A 21449-nucleotide genomic window follows, 5' to 3' on the forward strand; every position below is an offset into this window, starting at 1 on the left:
CATCTTTTTCAGACCATCGAGAGGCGTGCGGCCCCACACGCGGGCAGATGGCACGCAGGAAGCCCGGACTAATAAGATGGCATTGAAATCCCCCGCGTTTCGTAGAAAGTTTCCGTTGCTGGTCACCGGCGGTTTGCTGGCCCTGCAACCTCTGGCCACGTCGTACGTCGTGGCAGCCGAACAGTTCGACTGCCAAGTGTCCGCCTCCGGTGGTTGGGACTGCAAGCCCAAGGCGCCTGTCAACAACCTTCCGCCGCGTCCGGTGCACGAGGGTGCTGCCCTCAGTTCCGGTACCGAAGCCCAGGCAGGCGAAGCCGAAACCGCGGACAAGCCGATGCTGGTCACCGAGGCCAAGGGCCGTGGCCTGAAGTCGCGCAGCGAAGACTACAGCCACCTCGACTGGGTCCCGCGTGACAAGCTTACCGCCGCCCAACTGGCCGAAACCGGCCCGTACTGCGGTGGCGCGTACATCGAGCCGACCCGCCCTGGCATGGCCGACACCACGCCCAAGGACGAGTCGCCGACCTACATCAATGCCAAGGTGTCCAAGTACCAGCAGGAGCAGCAGATCGCTACCCTCGCCGGTAACGTGGTGATGCGCCAGGGCAGCATGCAGGCCGAGGCCGACGAGGCCAACCTCTACCAGACCGAGAACCGTGGCGAGCTCAAGGGCAACGTCAAGATCCGTGACAACGGCTCGCTGGTGGTCGGTGACGAGGCGCAGATCCAGCTCGACACGGGCGAAGCCCAGGTCGACAACGCCGAATACGTGATGCACAAGTCGCATATCCGCGGCAACGCCCTGTACGCCAAGCGTGGCGAAAACGCCATCATCCGTCTCAAGGACGGTACGTACACCACCTGCGAACCGGGCAGCAACGCCTGGCAGCTGAAGGGCAACAACATCACCCTGAACCCGGCCACCGGTTTCGGCACGGCGACCAACGTCACCCTGCGGGTCAAGGATTTCCCGGTGTTCTACACACCGTACATCTACTTCCCGATCGACGACCGTCGCCAGTCCGGCTTCCTGCCGCCCTCGTTCAGCAGCAGCAGCGACACCGGCTTCATGCTGGTCACCCCGTACTACTTCAACCTGGCGCCCAACTATGACGCCACGTTGTACCCGCGCTACATGACCAAGCGCGGCCTGCTGATGGAAGGTGAGTTCCGTTACCTGACCCCGTCCAGCGAAGGCCAGTTCGGCGGCGCGTACCTGAACGACAAGAACGACGACCGTAAAGACCAGACTGACTACAAAGAACAGCGCTGGATGGTCAACTGGCAGCACAAGGGTGGCCTGGACGAGCGCCTGATGGCCGAGGTGGACTACACCGACATCAGCGACCCGTTCTACTTCCAGGACCTCGAATCCGACCAGATCGGCGTAGAGACCCAGGACCTGCTCAACCAGCAGGGCGCCCTGACCTACCGTGGCGACAGCTACACCGCGCGGTTGAACGTGCATGCCTACGAGATGGCGACCATCTCGCAGATCACGCCGTATGACCGCCTGCCGCAGATCACCTTCAACGGTAAGCTGCCGTTCGAGCCGGGTGGGCTGAACCTTGCTTATGAGACTGAAGCGGTTCGCTTTGATCGTGACCTGAAAGACGACCTGGTATTCAACAAGGACGGCGTGCCAGACACGACAGCAGGCGTTGTAAGGGACCCGATTACCGGGCAAGTGCTGGGCGGCCGACGGCTTGACCAGAACATTGCCGGTATTGCCCGTGCCAACGGCACACGTCTGAACTTCGCACCCTCGATCAGCCTGCCGATGGAAGCCAGCTACGGCTACCTGACGCCGAAACTGAAGTACGCCTACACCCATTACGATCTCGACCTGGACAGCAAAGGCAAGGCCGACGCTATCAGGCTGCAGGCAGCTGATCCGGTAGCTTATGGCAGCTACAGCGGCACGGTGAACCGTGACGTGCCAATCTTCAGCGTGGACAGCGGGTTGTATTTCGACCGCAACACCTCGATGTTCGGCACAAATTACAAGCAAACCCTCGAACCGCGCCTGTTCTACCTCTACGTCCCGTACAAGGACCAGAAGGACATCCCGCTGTTCGACTCGGGTGAAACGCTGTTCAGCTACGACTCGCTGTTCCGCGACAACCGCTTCAGCGGCACCGACCGCATCGGCGACGAGAACAAACTGTCGCTGGGCGTGACCACACGCTGGATCGAGGACGACGGCTTCGAGCGGCAGAGCTTCAGCATCGGCCAGGCCTACTACTTCAAGGATCGCAAGGTCCAGTTGCCGGGTATCAACTACAAGACCCGCGCCGACTCGCAGGCCGACGTTTCGCCGTACGCCCTGGTGTACAACTATGCGTTCAACCGCGACTGGCGCTTCAATTCGGACTTCAACTGGGACCCGGACAGCCGCAGCACCCGCTCGGGCAGCGCGATGTTCCACTACCAGCCTGAAGACAACCCGAACAAGGTGGTCAACCTCGGTTATCGCTACCGCAACGACACCATCTCCTACGACTCCCAGACCGGTACCTGGAAAGTGGGCGGCGGCGACTACGGTGTGCCAGGCAGCGAGAACTACATCAAGGACTACTACAAGATCCAGCAGCATGACTTCTCGGTCATCTGGCCGATCGTTCCGCAGTGGAGCGTCATCGCTCGCTGGCAGCATGACTACAACCGCAACCGCACCCTGGAAGCCATGGGCGGTTTCGAGTATGACAACTGCTGCTGGAAGCTGCGCCTGATCAACCGTTACTGGATCGACTACGACGACTTCAGCCAAGCCCTTCCAGCGAACGAAAAAGGCGACCACGGTATCTTCCTGCAGATCGTGCTGAAAGGCCTCGGTGGTGTAGTGGGCAACAAGGTCGAATCTTTCCTCGACGAAGGCATTCAAGGTTACCGTACACGTGAAGACCAAGCTTATTGATCGTCTGCGCCCAGTGTTGCTGGGCGCCGCTTTGCTGAGTGGCGCGGTGCATGCCGCGGTACAACCCCTGGACCGCGTGGTGGCCATCGTCGACAACGACGTGGTCATGCAGAGCCAACTGGACCAGCGCGTCCACGAAGTTCAGCAAACCATCGCCAAACGTGGCGCCGGCGCGCCACCGACCAGCGCCCTGGAACAACAGGTGCTCGAGCGCCTGATCGTCGAAAACCTGCAACTGCAGATCGGCGAGCGTTCCGGCATCCGCATCACCGATGAGGAGCTGAACCAGGCCATCGGCACCATTGCCCAGCGCAACGGCATGTCGCTGGACCAGTTCCGCGCGGCCCTGGCCCATGACGGTCTGTCGTTCGACGACGCTCGCGAGCAGGTCAAGCGCGAGATGATCATCAGCCGCGTGCGCCAGCGCCGTGTGGCCGAGCGCATTCAGGTTTCCGAGCAGGAAGTGAAAAACTTCCTCAACTCGGACCTGGGCAAGATGCAGCTCTCGGAAGAGTACCGCCTGGCCAACATCCTTATCCCGACCCCGGAAAGCGCCAACTCCGACGCCATCCAGGCGGCCGCCCGCCAGGCCGGCGCTGTCTACCAGCAGCTCAAGCAAGGCGCGGACTTCGGCCAACTGGCCATTGCCCGTTCCGCCAGCGAGAACGCCCTGGAAGGCGGCGAGATGGGCTGGCGTAAAGCCGGCCAGCTGCCACCTGACTTCGCCAAGATGCTCAGCAACATGGCCACTGGCGATGTCACCCAGCCAATCCGTATCCCCAACGGCTTCATCATCCTCAAACTGGAAGAGAAGCGTGGTGGCAGCGAGAACGTGCTGCGTGACGAAGTGCATGTACGCCACATCCTGATCAAGCCGAGCGAAATCCGCAGCGACGCAGCCACAGAGCAACTGGCCGAGCGCCTGTACGACCGCATCAAGAACGGCGAAGACTTCGGCGAGCTGGCGAAGAGCTTCTCGGAAGACCCGGGTTCGGCGCTTAACGGCGGCGACCTCAACTGGGTCGACCCGAACAGCCTGGTGCCCGAGTTCCGTGAGCAGATGGCCAACGCAGCCCAAGGCGAAGTCACCAAACCGTTCAAGACCCAGTACGGCTGGCACGTCCTGGAAGTGCTGGGCCGCCGCGCCACCGACAGTACCGAACAGGCGCGTGAACAGCAGGCATTGAACGTGCTGCGCAACCGCAAGTACGACGAAGAGCTGCAGACCTGGCTGCGCCAGATCCGCGACGAGGCCTACGTTGAAATCAAGCTGCCTGGCGCCGACCAGGCTCCACAGTGAAGCCCCTGCGCTTCGCCGTCACCCCCGGTGAACCAGCCGGCATAGGTCCCGACCTGTGCCTGCTGCTCGCCGCAGACGCCCAGCCCCACCCCCTGATTGCCATCACCAGCCGTGACCTGCTCGCCGAGCGGGCCACGCAGCTGGGGCTGGCTGTCAACCTGCTGCCGGTGGCGCCGGACCACTGGCCCGACCAGCCAGCGCCTGCGGGCAGCCTGTATGTCTGGGATACACCCCTGGCCACCGCCGTGACGGCAGGCCAGCTGGACAAGGCCAATGCCGCCTTCGTCCTGCAAACCTTGACCCGCGCAGGCACTGGCTGCCTGGACGGGCATTTCGCCGGGATGATCACCGCCCCTGTGCACAAGGGCGTGATCAACGAGAGCGGCATTGCCTTTTCCGGGCATACCGAGTTCCTCGCCGAGCTGACCCACACCGCGCAAGTGGTGATGATGCTGGCGACCCGCGGCCTGCGCGTGGCACTGGTGACCACTCACCTGCCGCTGCGCGAGATTGCCGACGCGATCACCGCTGAACGCGTCGAGCGTGTCACCCGCATCCTGCACGCCGACATGCGCGACAAGTTCGGCATTGCCAACCCTCGCATCCTGGTCTGCGGCCTCAACCCGCACGCCGGAGAAGGCGGCCATCTGGGCCGCGAAGAAATCGACATCATCGAACCGACACTGGCCCGCCTGCGTACCGAAGGCATGGACCTGCGCGGACCGCTGCCGGCCGATACCCTGTTTACCCCCAAATATCTGGAGCACTGCGACGCAGTGCTGGCGATGTACCACGACCAGGGCCTGCCCGTACTCAAGTACAAAGGCTTCGGCGCCGCCGTCAATGTGACGCTGGGCCTGCCGATCATCCGCACGTCGGTCGACCACGGCACCGCCCTGGACCTGGCCGGCACCGGCAAGGTTGATACCGGCAGCCTGCGGGTTGCCCTGGAAACCGCCTACCAGATGGCCGAGAACCGACCATGAACGAGCAATACCAACACCGGGCGCGCAAGCGCTTCGGTCAGAACTTCCTGCACGACGCCGGCATCATCGACCGCATCCTGCGCGCCATCCACGCCAAGGCGGGTGAACACCTGCTGGAAATCGGCCCGGGCCAGGGCGCCCTCACCGAGGGCCTGCTGGGCAGCGGCGCACAGCTGGACGTGGTGGAACTGGACAAGGACCTGGTGCCGATCCTGCAGCACAAGTTCGCCGGCCGTGACAACTTCCGCCTGCACCAGGGCGACGCCCTGAAGTTCGACTTCAACCAGCTCGGCGTGCCACCGCGCAGCCTCAAGGTTGTCGGCAACCTGCCCTACAACATTTCCACCCCACTGATCTTCCACCTGCTCAGCCACGCCGGGCTGATCCGCGACATGCACTTCATGCTGCAGAAGGAAGTGGTCGAACGCATGGCCGCAGGCCCGGGTGGCGGTGACTGGGGCCGCCTGTCGATCATGGTGCAGTACCACTGCCGGGTCGAACACCTGTTCAACGTCGGCCCTGGCGCGTTCAACCCGCCGCCAAAGGTGGACTCGGCCATCGTGCGCCTGGTGCCACACGAAGTGCTGCCGTTCCCGGCCAAGGACCACCTGCTGCTGGAGCGCGTCGTTCGCGAGGCCTTCAACCAGCGTCGCAAGACACTGCGCAACACCCTTAAAGGCCTGCTCGACAGCCAGTCGATCGAAGCCGCAGGCGTTGACGGCAGCCTGAGGCCTGAGCAACTGGACCTGGCGGCCTTCGTGCGCCTGGCAGACCAGTTGGCTGACCAACAAGCCTGATAGCGCCTGCACCGGCCTCTTCGCGGTTCACCCGTGAAGAGGCTGGCACCGCCCCACCCCTGCTGACATGCCTGCCCGCGACCACACCGCTGGCCCTCCCCCCCGCCAATGGCCTAGACTGCATTATTGCGTCAGTTCGCCCAAGGCCTTTGCATGTCCGATCCCCGCTATCAGATCGACGTCAGCGTCGTGACCCGCTACCTCAAAGAACAATCCGACCCCGAAAACAGTCGTTTCGCTTTCGCCTACACCATTACCGTGCAGAACAACGGCTCAGTCACGGCCAAGTTGCTGTCCCGACACTGGCTGATCACCAACGGTGATGGCGAAGTCGAGGAAGTGCGCGGCGCCGGCGTGGTCGGCCAGCAACCGAACATCGACCCGGGCCAGAGCCATACCTACAGCAGTGGCGCGGTCATCAGCACCCGCGTCGGCACCATGCAGGGCAGCTACCAGATGTTCGCCGAAGACGGTAAACGCTTCGATGCCCAGATCGCGCCCTTCCGCCTGGCGGTACCCGGAGCCCTGCACTGATGGCGACTTACGCCGTCGGTGACCTGCAAGGCTGCCTGCAACCGCTTAAATGCCTGCTCGAACGCGTGCGCTTCAACCCCGCCGTCGACCGCCTCTGGTTGGTCGGCGACCTGGTCAACCGCGGCCCCGAGTCGCTCGAAACCCTGCGCTTCCTTTACTCGATCCGTGACTCGCTGGTGTGTGTGCTGGGCAACCATGACCTGCACCTGCTGGCCGCCTGGCACAACGTCGAACGCCTGAAAAAGAGTGACACCCTGGGCGCAATCCTCGAAGCGCCAGACGCCGACCTGCTGTTCGACTGGCTGCGTCGGCAAAAGCTGCTGCATTACGACGAGCCCCGCGGTATCGCCATGGTACATGCCGGCATACCGCCACAGTGGACCCTGGGCCGAGCCCTTGAGCTTGCCGCCGAAGTCGAGGAAGTGCTGCGGGACGACGGGCGCCTCAAGCTCTACCTCGATGGCATGTACGGCAACGAGCCGAACAAGTGGAGCAAGAACCTCACCGGCATCGAGCGCCTGCGGGTGATCACCAACTACCTCACGCGCATGCGCTTCTGCACCCCCGAGGGCAAGCTCGACCTCAAGAGCAAGGAAGGCCTGGGCACAGCCCCCAAAGGCTACAAGCCCTGGTTTGCGCACAAGGACCGCCGCTCGCGGCATGTGAAGGTCATCTTCGGCCACTGGGCCGCCCTTGAAGGGCGCGTCGACGAGCCCGGCATCATCGCCCTGGACACCGGTTGCGTGTGGGGTGGTGCCATGACCCTCTATAACGTCGACAGTGGTGAATACCATCGCTGTGACTGCGCCGACGACGGCACCGTACGCAAGCCGGCACAACCCACTAGACTCAACGATCAGCCCTGAAGGAAACCGTACCCATGAGCGAATTCAAGCGCATCCCTCCCGAGCAGGCCCTGGCCCTGCGCGCGCAAGGTGCGGTAGTGGTCGATATTCGCGACCCACAGGCCTTTGCCGCCGGCCACATCAGCGGCGCCACCCACCTGGATAACCATTCGGTCGCCGATTTCATCCGCAATGCCGACCTCGATGCACCGACCCTGGTGGTCTGCTACCACGGCAATTCCAGCCAGAGCGCCGCCGCCTACCTGGCCGGCCAGGGCTTCTCGGAGGTGTACAGCGTCGATGGCGGCTTTGAGCTGTGGCGCGCCACCTACCCGGACGAGACCGCCCAAGGCTCTGCTGAATAATTTTTTCATTTTTACTGCAGCCCGCGCCCCATGCGGGCTTGCGGCTCACCTGACGAACGGTCGCGAGCAACTTCTCGGCCTCGCGCCCTTGACCTTGCGTATTACCAACTATCCTTAAGCCCAGGCCATCCAAAAAAGGGGAGAGCCGGTACACCGGCGTGCGGGTCATCGGTAGCGTTTCAAGGGTGTTCTGGGGGGTATACAGCAATCGGCGAACCCGGTTGCATGCCAGCATCAGCTGACTGATCCGGCGTCGTCTCCACGTATCGAGCGAGGTGACGTCATGAGCATTTTTAGCCACTTCCAACAACGTTTCGAGTCCACCCGCCAGGAAGAACTTTCGCTGCAGGAGTACCTCGAGCTGTGCAAGCAGGATCGCAGCGCCTACGCTTCGGCGGCAGAACGGCTGTTGCTGGCCATCGGCGAACCGGAGCTTGTCGACACCTCCAACAATTCCAGGCTTTCACGGATCTTCTCGAACAAGGTCATTCGGCGCTATCCGGCCTTTGAAGACTTCCATGGCATGGAAGAATGCATCGACCAGATCGTTTCGTACTTCCGCCACGCGGCGCAGGGCCTGGAAGAGAAGAAGCAAATCCTTTACCTGCTGGGCCCGGTAGGCGGCGGCAAGTCGTCGCTGGCCGAGAAGCTCAAGCAACTGATGGAGAAGGTGCCCTTCTACGCCATCAAGGGCTCGCCTGTATTCGAATCACCACTGGGTTTGTTCAACGCCACCGAAGATGGGGCCATTCTCGAGGAAGAGTTTGGGATCCCACGGCGCTACCTGAACACCATCATGTCGCCCTGGGCCACCAAGCGCCTGCAGGAGTTCGGCGGCGATATCTCCAAGTTCAAGGTGGTCAAACTCTACCCCTCGATCCTTAACCAGATCGCCATCGCCAAGACCGAACCCGGCGATGAGAACAACCAGGACATCTCTGCCCTGGTGGGCAAGGTGGACATCCGCAAACTCGAGGAATACCCACAGAACGACGCCGACGCCTACAGCTATTCGGGTGCGCTGTGCCGGGCCAACCAGGGCCTGATGGAATTCGTCGAGATGTTCAAGGCGCCGATCAAGGTCCTGCACCCCCTGCTCACGGCGACCCAGGAAGGTAACTACAACAGTACCGAAGGGCTGGGGGCGATCCCCTATACCGGCATCCTGCTGGCCCACTCCAACGAATCGGAGTGGCACACCTTCCGCAACAACAAGAACAACGAAGCGTTCATCGACCGGATCTACATCGTCAAGGTGCCCTACTGCCTGCGCGTCAGTGACGAAATCAAGATCTACGACAAACTGCTGGTCAACAGCTCGCTGGCCAAGGCCCATTGCGCGCCCGACACACTCAAGATGCTGGCCCAGTTCACCGTGCTCTCGCGCCTCAAGGAGCCCGAGAACTCCAACATCTATTCGAAGATGCGCGTCTACGACGGTGAAAACCTCAAGGACACCGATCCAAAGGCCAAGTCGATCCAGGAATACCGGGACTCGGCAGGCGTCGACGAGGGCATGAACGGCCTGTCGACGCGCTTCGCCTTCAAGATCCTGTCCAAGGTCTTCAACTTCGACCCGCACGAGATCGCGGCCAACCCGGTTCACCTGCTGTATGTGCTCGAACAGCAGATCGAACAGGAACAGTTCCCGGCCGAAGTGCGCGAACGCTACCTGCGCTACCTGAAGGAATACCTGGCGCCGCGCTACATCGAGTTCATCGGCAAGGAAATCCAGACCGCCTACCTCGAGTCTTACAGCGAATACGGCCAGAACATCTTCGACCGCTACGTGCTGTACGCCGACTTCTGGATTCAGGACCAGGAATACCGCGACCCGGAAACCGGCGAGATCCTCAACCGTATTGCCCTCAACGAAGAACTGGAGAAGATCGAGAAGCCTGCCGGCATCAGCAACCCGAAAGACTTCCGCAACGAGATCGTCAACTTCGTACTGCGCGCACGCGCCAACAACAACGGCAAGAACCCGAGCTGGCTGAGCTATGAAAAACTGCGGGTGGTGATCGAGAAGAAAATGTTCTCCAACACCGAAGACCTGCTGCCGGTCATCAGCTTCAATGCCAAGGCCAGCAAGGAAGACCAGAAGAAACACAACGACTTCGTCACCCGGATGGTGGAGCGTGGTTACACCGACAAGCAGGTGCGCTTGCTGTCGGAATGGTACCTGCGGGTCAGGAAATCGCAATAAAGCGGCAAGCTTCTAGCCGCAAGCTGCAAGCTGCCCGGCGTCGGCGCTTCTGTCTACGCCACAGCTTGCAGCCGCGGTGGCTGCTCTTTCTTGCAGCTTGAAGCTCGTGGCTTGCAGCTGCATCCAGTCACCGGAGGGACCATGAGCTACGTAATCGACCGACGCCTGAACGGCAAGAACAAGAGCACGGTCAACCGCCAGCGTTTTCTGCGGCGTTACCGTGAGCACATCAAAAAGGCCGTCGAAGAGGCCGTGAGCCGCCGTTCCATCATGGACATGGAGCATGGCGAGCAGATCAGCATTCCGGGACGGGACATCGATGAACCGGTGTTGCACCACGGTCGTGGCGGCAAGCAGACCATCGTGCACCCTGGCAACAAGGAATTCACCGCCGGCGAACACATCCCCAGGCCCCAAGGTGGTGGCGGCGGCGGTGGCCGCGGCAAGGCCGGCAATTCTGGCGAGGGCATGGATGAATTCGTCTTCCAGATCACCCAGGAAGAGTTTCTCGAATTCATGTTCGAAGACCTCGAACTGCCCAACCTGGTCAAGCGCCACCTGACCGGTGCCGACACCTTCAAGACCGTACGTGCCGGTATTGCCAACGAAGGCAACCCATCACGCATCAACATCGTTCGCACCCTGCGTTCGGCCCATGCCCGGCGTATTGCCCTGACCGGCAGCAGCCGTGCCTTGTTGCGCGAAGCGCAGAAAGAACTCGACCGCCTGAAGGTCGAGGAACCTGACAACTTCACCGACATCCAGGAAGTCGAGCAAGAAATCGAACGGCTCAAGGCGCGCATCAACCGCCTGCCCTTCCTCGACACCTTCGACCTCAAGTACAACCTGCTGGTCAAGCAGCCCAACCCCAGTTCGAAAGCCGTGATGTTCTGCCTGATGGACGTTTCCGGCTCCATGACCCAGGCCACCAAGGACATCGCCAAGCGCTTCTTCATCCTCCTGTACCTGTTCCTCAAGCGTAATTACGACCGCATCGAAGTGGTCTTCATCCGCCATCACACCAGTGCGCGGGAAGTGGACGAGGAAGAGTTCTTCTATTCGCGGGAGACCGGCGGCACCATCGTCTCCAGCGCGCTCAAGCTGATGCAGGAAATCATGGCCGAACGCTACCCGGCCAGCGACTGGAACATCTATGCCGCCCAGGCTTCCGACGGCGACAACTGGAACGACGACTCGCCGATCTGCCGCGAGATCCTCTCCAAGCAGATCATGCCGCACGTGCAGTACTACACTTACGTCGAGATCACCCCCCGTGAGCATCAGGCGCTGTGGTACGAGTACGAGCGAATCGGCGAAGGCTTCCCCGACACGTTCGCCCAGCAGCAGTTGGTATCGGCCGGCGACATCTACCCGGTCTTCCGTGAACTCTTCCAGCGCAGGTTAGCCACATGACCGCCAGAGCTCAGAAACGCCAACCTATTTCCACCGGGTCCGAATGGACATTCGACCTGATCCAGACCTACGACCGGGAAATCAGCCGCCTGGCCGAGCGTTATGCCCTGGACACCTATCCCAACCAGATCGAAGTGATCACCGCCGAGCAGATGATGGATGCCTACGCCTCGGTAGGCATGCCGCTGGGCTACCATCACTGGTCCTATGGCAAGCAGTTCCTCAGTACCGAAAAGTCCTACAGTAGGGGCCAGATGGGCCTGGCGTACGAGATCGTGATCAACTCCGACCCGTGCATCGCCTACCTGATGGAAGAAAACACCATGTGCATGCAGGCACTGGTGATCGCCCATGCCTGTTATGGCCACAACAGCTTTTTCAAGGGCAACTACCTGTTCCGCACCTGGACCGATGCCAGTTCGATCATCGACTACCTGGTGTTTGCCAAGCAGTACATCGCGCAGTGTGAAGAGCGCCACGGCATCGATGCCGTCGAAGACCTCATCGACTCCTGCCACGCGCTGATGAACTATGGTGTCGACCGCTACAAGCGCCCCTACCCCATTTCTGCCGAGGAGGAGCGGCGCCGGCAGAAGGAGCGTGAAGAGCACCTGCAACGGCAGATCAACGACCTGTGGCGCACCATTCCCAAGGGCGCGGAGAAAGGTGGCGAGCGTGATGATGCGCGCTTCCCCGCCGAACCTCAGGAAAACATCCTGTACTTCATCGAAAAGCACGCACCCCTGCTCGAACCCTGGCAGCGCGAAGTGGTGCGCATCGTGCGCAAGATAGCGCAGTACTTCTATCCGCAGCGCCAGACCCAGGTGATGAACGAAGGGTGGGCCACCTTCTGGCACTACACGCTGATGAACGACCTGTACGACGAGGGCCTGGTCACCGACGGTTTCATCATGGAGTTCCTGCAGTCGCACACCAGCGTGGTGTTCCAACCAGGTTTCGACAGCCCGTACTACAACGGCATCAACCCCTATGCGCTCGGCTTTGCGATGTACACCGACATCCGCCGCATTTGCGAAAACCCGACCGAAGAAGATCGCCACTGGTTCCCCGACATTGCCGGCAGCGACTGGCTCTCGACCATCAAGTTCGCCATGAGCAGCTTCAAGGACGAGAGCTTCATCCTGCAGTACCTGTCGCCCAAGGTGATCCGCGACCTCAAGCTGTTCAGCATTCTCGACGACGACCAGCGTGATGACCTGCTGGTACCCGCTATCCATGACGAGGCAGGGTACCGGTTCATTCGCGAACAACTGGCGGCCCAATACAACCTGGGCAACCGTGAACCCAACGTACAGATCTGGAGCATCGACCGCCGCGGCGACCGCTCGCTGACCCTGCGCCACCAACAACACAATCGCAAACCGCTGGGCGACTCGACCGAGGAAGTGCTCAAGCACCTGCACCGCCTGTGGGGCTTCGACATTCACCTGGAGACCGTACAAGGCGACCAGGTCATGAAGACCCATCACATGCCTCCGCGCGGCGAGCACGGCGAAAGCGCCGACTATGGCCGCATGGACCTTGCCGTCATCCACCACCTCTAGCAGCGACGCCCCTCCATAACTGCCAACAGGTTATCCTGTGGGCAGTTATGGAGGCTGTACATGCACATCTACAAAGTTGGCGGCGCCGTGCGCGACCGCTTGCTCGGGCGCCCCGTCAGCGACATCGACTGGCTGGTGGTTGGCGCTACCGTCGAACAGATGCAGGCCCTGGGCTACCGCCCGGTAGGCGCTGATTTCCCGGTGTTCATCCACCCCCGAAGCGGTGAGGAATACGCCCTGGCGCGCACCGAGCGCAAAAGTGGCCGTGGCTATGGCGGGTTTACCTTCCATGCCAGCCCCGATGTCACCCTCGAAGAAGACCTGATCCGCCGCGACCTGACCATCAATGCGATGGCGGAGGACGACGACGGCACGCTTTACGACCCCTATCACGGCAAAGAGGACCTCGACAGGCGCCTTTTACGCCACGTGTCCCCCGCGTTCGCCGAAGACCCCCTGCGGGTACTCAGGGTTGCCCGCTTTGCCGCACGCTACGCGCCACTGGGCTTCAAGGTGGCTGACGAAACTCTGGCGCTGATGCGTCAGATCAGTGCCTCTGGCGAACTGCAGGCGCTCACCGCCGAACGCAGCTGGAAAGAGATCGAGCGCGCGCTGATGGAGCCGCAACCCCAGGTGTTCTTCGAGGTCTTGCGCGCTTGCGATGCCTTGCAGGCACTGTTGCCAGAGCTTGAGGATAGCCCCCACGCCTTGGCGGGCCTGGAGCAGGCCGCGCAGCATGATCAACCACTGCATGTGCGCTGGGCTTGCCTGCTGCGCGAGCTGCAGCCAGCAACGATCAAGGCGGTCAGCCAGCGCTTCAAGGCGCCGCGAGACTGCCAGGAGCTGGCCATGCTGGTGGGTGAGTGCCTGTCTCAATGCAACCAGGCCCTTGAGTTGCCGCCCACGGCGTTGCTGGAGCTGTTGCAGAAGTTCGATGTGTATCGGCGGCCACAGCGCTTCGACGACTTCATCAGCGCCTGCGAGATGGATGCGCGCGCGCGGCAGGGCAATCTGGCTTATCCACAGGCTGACTACCTGCGAGGGGCAGCGGCTGCGGCAAGGGCTGTGGATGTGAAGCCGCTGGTGCAGGCTGGGCTGACCGGGCAGGCGTTGGGCGAGTCGCTTAAAGGTGAGCGATTAAAGGCGCTGGCGGCCTACAAAAGCGCTGCAGAAGGCTGATTTCACGATTTGCCGGGCACCGCGAAGAGGCCCGGCCAGGCACCGAAAGGGATAGGCTCAGGCCGGCGTCAGCTGCAACCCTCGCCACTCGAAGGCGACCGGGGCCAGCACCTGATCAATCCGCGCCTCCTGCCACACCTGCGCCATGGGCTTGCCCACCCCAGGGTGCACCAGCTCGGGCGCCAGCAGCGACAATGGCCACAACACGAACGCGTTTCTCAGGATCTCGGCCCGCGGCAGCACCAACCCATCGAACGTGCCGTGCAGGTCGTCATACATCAACACGTCGATATCCAGCGGCAGCCCTTTGCGCTCGGGCGCGTAGCGGCCGTTGTCGGCTTCGATGAACTTGAGCCGGCGGTCCAGCTCCATCAGTGGCAGATCGGTCTTGCCGGTCACCACGAAGTTGATGAACGGGCCACTCTTGATGCCCACCGCCTGGCTCTCGAACGCCGGCGAACAACGCATGTCGGTGAGGATCCCCGCCAAGGCATCAAGCCCCGCGCACAGGTGCACCTCGCGGTCGATGTTGCTGCCCAGGCCCAGGTAAACTGTGTTCAGAGACATCCGCGCTCGATCTCCACGCCAACACCGCCACGGGCAGCGGGGACCGCGCCTGGCTTGGTCAGTTTCAGCCGCACCCACGGGATCTGGAATTCTTCCATCAGCACCGCGACCAGGCGCTCGGCGAAGGTTTCCACCAGTTCGAAGCGCGCCTGCTCGGAAAATGCCTGGATACGCGCCGAAACACTGGCGTAGTCCAGCGCCAGGCTGAGATCGTCGCCGGCCGCTGCCGGGCGGTTATCCCAGGCGAAACTCAGGTCCAGGCGCAAGCACTGGCGAATATCCCGCTCCCAGTCATAGGCACCGATGACGGTATCGACTTCCAGGCCTTCGATGAACACTCTGTCCAAGCACTTCTCTCCACAGCACGACAAGGGCGACTGGCGCCGTTAGAATCAGGGCGTCCTCGCCCGGAATAGTTAGCATGTTTTGGTTATTGGCGCTGCTCGCCTACCTGCTCGGCTCGCTGTCCTTCGCCATCGTCCTCAGCCGCCTGTTCGGTAGCCCGGACCCCCGTTCCAGCGGCTCGGGCAATGCCGGGGCCACCAACATGCTACGCCTGGCAGGCCGCAAGCTGGCGATCCTGACCCTGCTTGGCGACCTGTGCAAGGGCTTGTTGCCAGTATTGCTCGCCCGCCTTGCCGGGCTCGACCTGCACGCGCAGGCCTGGGTTGGCGTATGCGCGGTGCTGGGCCACCTGTTCCCGCTGTACTTTCGCTTCCGGGGCGGCAAGGGTGTGGCGACTGCCGCCGGCATGCTCATGGCCCTGTACTTCCCGGCCGCACTGCTGGCCATCGCCGCCTGGCTGCTGACCTTCTACCTCACCCGCACCAGCTCGCTGGCGGCGCTGATCGCCACGCCGCTGACCCTGCCCCTGCTCGCTTGGCGCGAGCCAGAGGCCTTGCTACCGATCAGCGTACTCACGGTGCTGATCGTCTGGCGTCATCGCAACAACCTGCGCGACCTGTTCGCCGGGCGCGAACGTCACTTCTGACACCTTTCAGACCGGCGGCAACTGTTCCATCGGCCAGCGCGCCTGCACACTGATCGCCAAGTCCTGATGCTGCCCGGCCAACAGGCGCTGGCAGCCGGCATAGGCGATCATGGCGCCGTTGTCGGTGCAGAACTGCGGGCGCGCGTAGTACACGTTGCCCTTCATGCTGGCCAGCATGTCCTCGAGGGACGCGCGCAAAGCCTTGTTGGCGCTGACGCCACCGGCGATCACCAGCCGCTTCAGGCCAGTCTGCTTCAGGGCCCGCTTGCACTTGATGGTCAAAGTCTCTACCACCGCCTGCTGGAATGCCAGGGACACGTCGCAACGGGTTTGCTCACCGTCGTCGCCAGCATCGCGGCATTGCTGCCAGGTGTTCAGGGCGAACGTCTTGAGGCCGCTGAAACTGAATTCCAGGCCTGGGCGATCGGTCATCGGCCGCGGGAAGACAAAGCGCCCTGGTACGCCCTGCTCGGCCAGCCGGGCGATTTCAGGGCCGCCTGGGTAGTTCAGGCCGATCAGCTTGGCGGTCTTGTCGAAGGCCTCACCGGCCGCGTCATCCAGGCTCTCGCCCAACAGTTGGTAATGGCCGATGCCATCGACCCGTACCAGCTGGGTATGGCCGCCCGATACCAACAAAGCGACGAACGGAAATTCGGGTGGGGTTTCTTCCAGCATGGGCGCCAGAAGATGGCCCTCCATGTGGTGCACACCAATGGCCGGAATGTCCCAGGCAAACGCCAGCGCCTGGGCGCAGGAAGCCCCGACCAGCAGCGCGCCGACCAGCCCAGGACCCGCGGTGTAGGCGATGGCGTCGATCTCGGTGGCCACGCAGCCAGCCTCGTCCAGCACCTGGCGGATCAGCGGCAGCATGCGCTTGACGTGATCGCGTGAGGCAAGCTCGGGGACCACACCGCCGAACACGCGGTGCAGGTCGATCTGGCTGAACAGCGCGTCGGCCAACAAGCCGCGTTCGCTGTCATATAATGCGACGCCAGTTTCGTCGCAGGATGTTTCCAATCCCAGTACTAGCATGGGTTCGTCCCTTGTGGGGGCTGAATTCGAAGCCGCGCATGATAGTCGCCGTGTCGGGTGCCGACCAGCGGTTTTCGATCAGAGGCTTTGCATTCCGGCCAGCTAAGGGTTAACATCCGCAACCCTTGAAAACCGACGTTCTCCAGCACACCTTTGTTTTGCCAGGAGCACGTCTACCCCGGTAATGAATTAAGGTAGCCCTGGATGCCAGCCGTCAAAGTTAAAGAGAACGAACCCTTCGACGTAGCTCTGCGTCGTTTCAAGCGCTCCTGCGAAAAAGCCGGTGTACTGGCTGAAGTTCGTAGCCGCGAGTTTTACGAGAAGCCGACCGCAGAGCGTAAGCGTAAAGCAGCTGCAGCTGTTAAGCGTCACGCCAAGAAAGTTCAGCGCGAACAGCGCCGCGCCGTTCGTCTGTACTAATACAGACGTTCTACGCAAAGCTTCTGCCCTGCCCGGCTCACCGCCGGGCCGATGGCAGCGGTTGCTACACAATTGCTTCAAACTTGGGCAGCTAGCTCAAGGCCCCTACGCACTCGCGTCATGCGAACTGCAGCAGGGCAACCTGCCTGAAACGTCAGAGCTGGTCCTTGACCAGGCGTGCACGTCCTGTCTGACGAGCCTTCATTGGCTGGCGACGAGCACATACCTCCCTCGCACTTCCCCTTGCAGCATTCGCCCCAACCGGCGCGTGAGCGATTAGACTTGCCAGTTGCCAGATGACGAGACTGCCATGGCCGGGCTGATTCCCCAGAGTTTCATTGACGACCTTATCAACCGCCTCGACATTGTCGACGTGGTGAGTTCGCGCGTCCAGCTGAAAAAAACCGGCAAGAACTACTCCGCCTGCTGCCCGTTCCACAAGGAAAAAACCCCTTCCTTCACGGTCAGCCCCGACAAGCAGTTCTACTACTGCTTCGGCTGCGGCGCCGGCGGCAACGCCCTTGGCTTCGTCATGGACCACGACAACCTGGACTTCCCCCTGGCAGTCGAGGAACTGGCCCGTGCCGCCGGCATGGAAGTGCCACGCGAGGAAGGCCGGCGCGCGCAGAAGCCACGCCAGCCGACAGATTCGCCGCTGTACCCGCTACTGGATGCTGCCACCGAATTCTATCGCCAGGCCCTGCGCAGCCACCCGACCCGCAAGGCGGCGGTGGATTACCTCAAGGGGCGCGGCCTGTCCGGTGAGATTGCCCGCGACTTTGGCCTGGGCTTTGCCCCGCCAGGCTGGGACAACCTGCTCAAGCACCTGGGCGCCGACAGCCTGCAGCAAAAGGTGATGATCGACGCCGGCCTGCTGATCGAGAACGCCGAGAGCGGCAAGCGCTATGACCGCTTCCGCGACCGTGTGATGTTCCCGATCCGCGACAGCCGTGGCCGGGTGATCGCCTTCGGTGGCCGCGTGCTGGGCGACGACAAGCCCAAGTACCTCAATTCCCCGGAAACCCCGGTTTTCCACAAGGGCCAAGAGCTCTACGGGCTTTACGAGGCACGCAAGCACAACCGCAACCTCGATGAAATCATTGTCGTCGAGGGCTACATGGACGTTATCGCACTGGCCCAGCAAGGCCTGCGCAATGCCGTCGCCACCCTCGGCACCGCCACCAGCGAAGAACACCTCAAGCGCCTGTTCCGTGTGGTGCCCAGCGTATTGTTCTGTTTTGACGGCGACCAAGCCGGGCGCAAAGCCGCCTGGCGCGCACTGGAGTCGACCCTGTCGGCGCTGCAGGACGGCCGCCGCGCACGCTTTTTGTTCCTGCCCGAAGGCGAAGACCCGGACAGCTTGGTGCGCGCCGAAGGCACCGATGCCTTCATGGCACGCATCAACCAGCACGCCCAGCCACTGGCGGATTACTTTTTCGAACAGTTGAGCATTGAGGCCGACCCGCGCTCGCTGGAAGGCAAGGCGCATCTGGCAACCCTGGCTGCACCGCTGGTCGAAAAAATCCCGGGCGCCAACCTGCGCCAGCTGATGCGTAACCGCCTGAAAGAAATTACCGGCCTCGACCCGCAGCAAGTAGAGCAACTGGCCCAACAGCCGGCTGCCAGCAGCAGCGTACCGGACTACGACCCGGGCTATGACTACGACGCCATGGCCAGCTACACCCCGGACTTCGGCGACATGCCGCAGCACGAATACGCCCCGGCGCAGCAAGAGCAGCAATGGAAGCCGAACAAGGGTGGCGGCAAGAAACCGTGGAGCGACAAGCCCTGGGACAAAAACCGCAAAGGCGGCAAGCCCTGGCAGCAACGCGATGAGGCACCACCGCGCACGCCGGCCCCCGTGGAGCCGCCTACGCTGGCCGCCCTGCGCACCCTGCTGCACCACCCGTTGCTGGCCGGGAAGGTGGAAGATGCCAGCCACTTCGCCGACGAAGAGCACCTCTACAGCCAGTTGCTGGTGGCATTGATCGAAGCCGCGCAGAAGAATCCTGGGCTAAGCTCAATGCAGTTGATTGCACGCTGGCACGGCACCGAACAGGGCCGTTTGCTGCGGGCATTGGCTGAGAAGGAATGGCTGATCGTGGCCGACAACCTTGAACAACAGTTTTTCGACACTATAACTAGCTTGTCCGCCCGCCAACGCGAGCGCAGCCTGGAACATCTGCTCAGGAAAGCACGTCAAAGCGAGTTGAGCAGTGAGGAAAAATCTCAGCTTCTCGCCCTGCTTAGCAGGAATGTTCCCGCACAAACGCCGACCTCATCTGGCGCGTGAGGCCCATGCTCGGGTATAATCCTCGGCTTGTTTTTTGCCCGCCAAGACCTTCAGTGGATAGGGTGTTATGTCCGGAAAAGCGCAACAGCAGTCTCGTATCAAAGAGTTGATCACCCGCGGTCGTGAGCAGGGCTACCTGACTTACGCGGAGGTCAACGACCACCTGCCTGAGGATATTTCAGATCCTGAACAGGTGGAAGACATCATCCGCATGATCAACGACATGGGGATCAACGTATTCGAGAGTGCTCCGGATGCGGATGCCCTTCTGTTGGCGGAAGCCGACACCGACGAAGCCGCGGCCGAAGAAGCCGCTGCTGCGTTGGCGGCAGTTGAAACCGATATCGGCCGCACGACCGACCCGGTGCGCATGTACATGCGTGAAATGGGTACTGTCGAGCTGCTGACCCGCGAAGGCGAGATCGAAATCGCCAAGCGTATCGAGGAAGGCATCCGTGAAGTCATGGGCGCCATCGCTCACTTCCCGGGTACTGTCGACTACATTCTCAGCGAATACGATCGTGTCACCACCGAAGGTGGCCGTCTGTCCGATGTGCTCAGCGGTTACATCGACCCTGATGACAACATCGCTGCCCCGACCGAAGAAGTGCCTGTGCCAGGCGCCAAGGCCGCGGCTACCAAGGAAGAAGCAGACGACGAAGAAGAAAGCGAAGAGAGCGATGACGAGGAAGAGGTCGAAAGTGGCCCGGACCCCGTCGTAGCAGCTCAGCGTTTCGGTGCCGTTGCCGATCAGCTTCAAGTCACCAACAAGGTGCTGAAGAAGAGCGGTCGCAGCGCCAAGGAAAGCATCGCGGCCCTTCAGGCCCTGGCTGACCTGTTCATGCCGATCAAGCTGGTACCCAAGCAGTTCGAGGTACTGGTCGAGCGCGTGCGTGATGCACTGAGCCGCCTGCGTCAGCAAGAACGCGCCATCATGCAACTGTGCGTCCGTGACGCCCGCATGCCGCGTGCCGACTTCCTGCGCATGTTCCCAAGCAACGAAACCGACCAGACCTGGAGCGGTGACCTGGCCAAGCGTAGCACCAAGTGGGCTGCCGCCCTGGGTGAAAAAGACGCTGCCATCGTCGCTTGCCAACAGAAGCTGATCGACCTTGAGACCGAGACTGGCCTGACCGTCGCCGAGATCAAGGAAATCAACCGTCGCATGTCGATCGGTGAAGCCAAGGCCCGCCGCGCCAAGAAAGAAATGGTCGAGGCGAACCTGCGTCTGGTGATCTCCATCGCCAAGAAGTACACCAACCGTGGCCTGCAGTTCCTCGATCTGATCCAGGAAGGCAACATCGGCTTGATGAAAGCGGTGGACAAGTTCGAATACCGTCGCGGCTACAAGTTCTCGACATATGCCACCTGGTGGATTCGCCAGGCGATCACCCGCTCGATCGCCGACCAGGCGCGCACCATCCGTATTCCGGTGCACATGATCGAGACGATCAACAAGCTCAACCGTATTTCCCGGCAGATGTTGCAGGAAATGGGTCGTGAACCGACCCCGGAAGAGCTGGGCGAGCGCATGGAAATGCCTGAGGACAAGATCCGCAAGGTACTGAAGATCGCCAAAGAGCCGATCTCCATGGAAACCCCGATCGGTGACGACGAAGACTCGCACCTGGGTGACTTCATCGAGGACTCGACCATGCAGTCCCCGATCGATGTGGCCACGGTCGAAAGCCTCAAGGAAGCCACCCGCGACGTGCTCTCGGGCCTGACCGCCCGCGAAGCCAAAGTGCTGCGTATGCGCTTCGGCATCGACATGAACACCGACCACACCCTCGAAGAGGTGGGCAAGCAGTTCGACGTGACCCGTGAACGGATCCGTCAGATCGAGGCGAAGGCGTTGCGCAAACTGCGCCACCCGACTCGCAGCGAGCATCTGCGCTCCTTCCTCGACGAGTGATGACAAACCCCGGCCCAGGCCGGGGTTTTTCTTTTGCGGCCCCGGCTGCAACACAATGCCCGACTTCCGCCCCACATCCCCCTGAATGCCGGTCTACACTCGTCGTCAGACACTCTGATCGCGA

At 61.8% G+C, this 21449-nt stretch carries 18 protein-coding genes; 15 read left to right on the forward strand and 3 right to left on the reverse strand.

Annotated features, from left to right (window positions below; genetic code table 11):
• Positions 1–76 precede the first annotated feature (76 nt).
• From DJ563_RS18920 to DJ563_RS18970, 11 genes are all read left to right on the forward strand, one after another.
• Positions 77–2917, forward strand: coding sequence for an LPS-assembly protein LptD (locus DJ563_RS18920; RefSeq protein ID WP_033703047.1), 2841 nt, complete (start codon positions 77–79; stop codon positions 2915–2917).
• Positions 2898–4217 carry a peptidylprolyl isomerase SurA gene (gene surA / locus DJ563_RS18925; protein WP_434518159.1) on the forward strand — a complete coding sequence of 440 codons (1320 nt, stop codon included), beginning with the start codon at positions 2898–2900 and terminating at the stop codon, positions 4215–4217. Before DJ563_RS18920 ends, surA begins: the two co-directional genes overlap by 20 nt.
• The gene (gene pdxA / locus DJ563_RS18930; protein ID WP_033703049.1) at positions 4214–5203 is read left to right on the forward strand and encodes a 4-hydroxythreonine-4-phosphate dehydrogenase PdxA; all 990 of its coding nucleotides are present in this window, start codon (positions 4214–4216) and stop codon (positions 5201–5203) included. Before surA ends, pdxA begins: the two co-directional genes overlap by 4 nt.
• Positions 5200–6000 (forward strand): 16S rRNA (adenine(1518)-N(6)/adenine(1519)-N(6))-dimethyltransferase RsmA, encoded by an 801-nt coding sequence (gene rsmA / locus DJ563_RS18935; RefSeq protein WP_434518160.1) that lies wholly within the window; start codon positions 5200–5202, stop codon positions 5998–6000. Before pdxA ends, rsmA begins: the two co-directional genes overlap by 4 nt.
• Positions 6001–6153: 153 nt before the next feature.
• Complete coding sequence (apaG, locus tag DJ563_RS18940; RefSeq protein WP_033703052.1) at positions 6154–6534, forward strand: Co2+/Mg2+ efflux protein ApaG; 381 nt, start codon at positions 6154–6156, stop codon at positions 6532–6534.
• Positions 6534–7400 (forward strand): symmetrical bis(5'-nucleosyl)-tetraphosphatase, encoded by an 867-nt coding sequence (locus DJ563_RS18945; protein ID WP_274098378.1) that lies wholly within the window; start codon positions 6534–6536, stop codon positions 7398–7400. The genes apaG and DJ563_RS18945 overlap by 1 nt, the downstream gene beginning before the upstream one ends.
• Before the next feature lie 14 nt (positions 7401–7414).
• Entirely contained in the window at positions 7415–7744 is a 330-nt protein-coding gene (gene glpE, locus DJ563_RS18950) for a thiosulfate sulfurtransferase GlpE (protein ID WP_274098377.1), read from the forward strand.
• Between the two features lie 283 nt (positions 7745–8027).
• On the forward strand, positions 8028–9950 hold the full coding sequence (locus DJ563_RS18955; protein ID WP_027594382.1) for a PrkA family serine protein kinase: 1923 nt from the start codon (positions 8028–8030) through the stop codon (positions 9948–9950).
• Positions 9951–10091: 141 nt separating this feature from the next.
• On the forward strand, positions 10092–11363 hold the full coding sequence (locus DJ563_RS18960; RefSeq protein ID WP_033703056.1) for a YeaH/YhbH family protein: 1272 nt from the start codon (positions 10092–10094) through the stop codon (positions 11361–11363).
• Complete coding sequence (locus DJ563_RS18965) at positions 11360–12928, forward strand: SpoVR family protein (RefSeq protein ID WP_033703057.1); 1569 nt, start codon at positions 11360–11362, stop codon at positions 12926–12928. Before DJ563_RS18960 ends, DJ563_RS18965 begins: the two co-directional genes overlap by 4 nt.
• A 60-nt stretch (positions 12929–12988) precedes the next feature.
• Positions 12989–14107, forward strand: a complete 1119-nt coding sequence (locus DJ563_RS18970) for a multifunctional CCA addition/repair protein (RefSeq protein ID WP_274099771.1) — start codon at positions 12989–12991, stop codon at positions 14105–14107.
• A gap of 57 nt (positions 14108–14164) precedes the next feature.
• Here DJ563_RS18970 and folK read toward each other — a convergent pair whose 3' ends face one another.
• Complete coding sequence (gene folK / locus DJ563_RS18975) at positions 14165–14674, reverse strand: 2-amino-4-hydroxy-6-hydroxymethyldihydropteridine diphosphokinase (protein WP_434518161.1); 510 nt, start codon at positions 14672–14674, stop codon at positions 14165–14167.
• Positions 14665–15021, reverse strand: a complete 357-nt coding sequence (gene folB / locus DJ563_RS18980; protein WP_033703061.1) for a dihydroneopterin aldolase — start codon at positions 15019–15021, stop codon at positions 14665–14667. Before folB ends, folK begins: the two co-directional genes overlap by 10 nt.
• A gap of 74 nt (positions 15022–15095) precedes the next feature.
• On the opposite strand from folB, the gene plsY reads away from it, so the two are divergent.
• Positions 15096–15665 carry a glycerol-3-phosphate 1-O-acyltransferase PlsY gene (plsY, locus tag DJ563_RS18985; protein ID WP_274099769.1) on the forward strand — a complete coding sequence of 190 codons (570 nt, stop codon included), beginning with the start codon at positions 15096–15098 and terminating at the stop codon, positions 15663–15665.
• A 6-nt stretch (positions 15666–15671) separates the two neighbouring features.
• Here plsY and tsaD read toward each other — a convergent pair whose 3' ends face one another.
• Positions 15672–16697, reverse strand: coding sequence for a tRNA (adenosine(37)-N6)-threonylcarbamoyltransferase complex transferase subunit TsaD (tsaD, locus tag DJ563_RS18990; protein ID WP_274099768.1), 1026 nt, complete (start codon positions 16695–16697; stop codon positions 15672–15674).
• Between the two features lie 204 nt (positions 16698–16901).
• On the opposite strand from tsaD, the gene rpsU reads away from it, so the two are divergent.
• From rpsU to rpoD, 3 genes are all read left to right on the forward strand, one after another.
• Positions 16902–17117, forward strand: coding sequence for a 30S ribosomal protein S21 (gene rpsU, locus DJ563_RS18995; protein ID WP_003255575.1), 216 nt, complete (start codon positions 16902–16904; stop codon positions 17115–17117).
• A 310-nt stretch (positions 17118–17427) separates the two neighbouring features.
• A complete protein-coding gene (gene dnaG / locus DJ563_RS19000; protein ID WP_434518162.1) occupies positions 17428–19410 on the forward strand; it encodes a DNA primase in 1983 nt (660 codons plus the stop codon).
• A gap of 67 nt (positions 19411–19477) precedes the next feature.
• Complete coding sequence (gene rpoD / locus DJ563_RS19005; protein ID WP_274099766.1) at positions 19478–21325, forward strand: RNA polymerase sigma factor RpoD; 1848 nt, start codon at positions 19478–19480, stop codon at positions 21323–21325.
• Positions 21326–21449 lie beyond the last annotated feature (124 nt).

This window comes from Pseudomonas sp. NFX1 (assembly GCF_051123555.1).
Taxonomy (GTDB): Bacteria; Pseudomonadota; Gammaproteobacteria; order Pseudomonadales; family Pseudomonadaceae; genus Aquipseudomonas; species Aquipseudomonas capeferrum.